Annotated in this window: 5 protein-coding genes and 1 pseudogene; 1 reads left to right on the forward strand and 5 read right to left on the reverse strand. The window is 58.0% G+C overall.

All coding sequences use genetic code 11. The features are described 5' to 3' along the window. From AC1DU6_RS28430 to AC1DU6_RS28450, 5 genes are all read right to left on the reverse strand, one after another. A partial coding sequence (locus AC1DU6_RS28430; protein ID WP_477861229.1) for a hypothetical protein occupies positions 1-207 on the reverse strand: 207 nt, incomplete at its 3' end. A gap of 73 nt (positions 208-280) precedes the next feature. Further along, positions 281-538, reverse strand: coding sequence for a hypothetical protein (locus AC1DU6_RS28435; RefSeq protein WP_457324732.1), 258 nt, complete (start codon positions 536-538; stop codon positions 281-283). Between the two features lie 75 nt (positions 539-613). Continuing rightward, on the reverse strand, positions 614-904 hold the full coding sequence (locus AC1DU6_RS28440) for a hypothetical protein (protein WP_457324733.1): 291 nt from the start codon (positions 902-904) through the stop codon (positions 614-616). Between the two features lie 61 nt (positions 905-965). Continuing rightward, the gene (locus AC1DU6_RS28445) at positions 966-1,376 is read right to left on the reverse strand and encodes a hypothetical protein (RefSeq protein WP_477861231.1); all 411 of its coding nucleotides are present in this window, start codon (positions 1,374-1,376) and stop codon (positions 966-968) included. 88 nt (positions 1,377-1,464) lie between these two features. Then, the gene (locus AC1DU6_RS28450) at positions 1,465-1,830 is read right to left on the reverse strand and encodes a hypothetical protein (RefSeq protein ID WP_477861233.1); all 366 of its coding nucleotides are present in this window, start codon (positions 1,828-1,830) and stop codon (positions 1,465-1,467) included. 132 nt (positions 1,831-1,962) lie between these two features. Here AC1DU6_RS28450 and AC1DU6_RS28455 point away from each other — a divergent pair. Next, positions 1,963-2,206 (forward strand): annotated as a pseudogene (locus AC1DU6_RS28455) (hypothetical protein); the annotation flags it as partial.

Here is a 2,206-nt window from a genome sequence, read left to right on the forward strand (position 1 = left end):
CCGTGCTACCTGTGCCACAACGAGCCTGCCCGTTGAAATGGGCTGCGCGAAAACTGTGAGCTGGCAACGACGGCCAGCAACGACGAMTTCAGTGTCAGTCGCCTCGGGCAACGCCGACGCCTCGGTATGCGAGAGCTGCCGCAGCTTGCCAACATGCTCTTGCACCAACCGCTGGGCTTCGACGTCGAATGTCGCGATTTCGTTCATTGAGACGACCAACGTGTGAGCTCAGCGGACGGCGAAGCCGTCCGCTGCAGCAAAAAGTTGGGCAGCCGGATGCTCACAAGCGCCACCGCTCGTCGATGGCCGCTTTGATGACCGCCGCTGGGTCAGAACCAAGCTCGACGAGCTTCCGCCGAAGAACTTCAATGTGCCACCAAGGGCAGCCGGGATCACCGCACGGTTCATCAGGATCTCCCTGATGTTCGAATTCCAGATGAAAGCAGAGCCAATGCATGCGCTCGAAAACTTCATACGATTCTGCGTTTTTCTCCACCGGCAAATTGCAGCGGGCACAAATGAGCGGCGCGGCTGTCACGTCATCTCCCGTATGCCCAACGTTCGCGCTCAGCGGGCGGCGTAGCCGTCCGCTGCAGCAAAGGGTTAAACCGCCTCATAGTTGAAAGAACTTTCTTGCCGCTGGATGCATGTTGGCGATGGTTGCAGGCGGTGCCGAACCTTTGCGACGCCAGATCTCGGATAGAGATTCGCCCGCCGCATCTGCCACGTCGGGGTCCTCCGTGAGGTTGAGAGCGATCGCAAGCAACGCAGCCTCAACCTCCGGTTCGTCAAAGACACCAAGATCCATAGCGGCGTCGTGCCGATCGCCATATTCGGAAGTTGAATCCGTCAACACCGTCAGCAAGCCACGAGGCTGGTCTGCGCCGGGGATCAAAGCGGGCATAACAGGAGCGGTTTAACGTGCGAGCTCAGCGGACGGCGAAGCCGTCCGCTGCAGCGAAAGGTTATGCATCGTGCATCCCAACAATTTGATCTCTGTACTCAATCCACTGCTTCAGACTGCCTCCAGGGTCTGTGGCCTTCTCCAGAAACTGGCCCGAGCTACCGTCGAGAGCTTGGAGGTTGTGCGACCTACACATAGCGATCATCGGGTTGACGACCGCGGGCGACGCACGAACATGCATCATGAACCCTGTGTTTGGTTCGTCCTTTCCCATGTTGAATTCGATGGAGCCGTCGAGAGAATCAAATACTCCCCATGCTGGTTCCGTCCAGTCCGTACCGGGGAAGTACTCTGAAATGAGCGCGCGAACCGCTGATTGACTTCCCAGCGGAACACAGCGCTCAGTCTCGGGGATATCCTCGATCGAGCTGTATTCGCGCGAGAAGCGCTGCACCGAAACGTCCCAACTCATGGCATGTGTCTCCGAGGTGCATAACGTTTGAGATAACCGGCATGACCCGGCTTGCCGGGGCATGTCCGGTTGATTGAATGGTTAGGCGTCACGGCGCCTCGGTTTTGGTGACTTTGCTTTGGGAAGAACGACAGACGACAACGGCGCTAGCGGCCAGCCAAAGCAGTAGATAGAAATATGGTTTGACTTTGACCCATACCGTTGGCTCCGTAGTTGGCACAAGCACGCTGCCGATGACGCCGGCTACCGCCACGATGCCAAGAATGACTGCCGGAAGCGACAACTTTGGCCACGACATTTCAATCTGGAATGCAGCCTGCCCGCCACGTACAGACAACAGAAGGCCAATGACGGCTACAGCCATGAGCGGAACTGCAAGAGCCTTGTAGTCAGTGGCGCCGAAGTAGCAAGCAACCGCCCACAAAGCTATGAGGAAAGCGGAACGTAGATTCATCGCAGGCCTTCTCCTCGGGACGCATAACGTGTTCTCGGGAGACAGTCGCTGCTGCTTAGGCAGGCAAGCTGCGCCACAACATCGCCGTGGTGAATCGTGGCAAGTGCTTGACTCACCTTCAGAATTTTCCAGTTGACTGTTGTTTTATACAGCATTAAATTTCCGGCAAAAGYGGCACGTTGTTACAAGTTCTCGCCGGGCCTGTTCGGCGCCGCTGGAGTGGTCATGATGCCAGTCAGCTCACTCAGTTCGCCAGCTCGGGGAAACCTGCGGCCTGCSCCATCGGCGGCGCTGCCGCCGCTTCGCTCGGTGCGGGTGCTTGACCAGTTGCGAGAGCGGCTGCGCCTGATGCACTACAGCCTGCGGACCGAGGAGG

This window comes from Roseateles sp. P5_B10, from assembly GCF_056400485.1.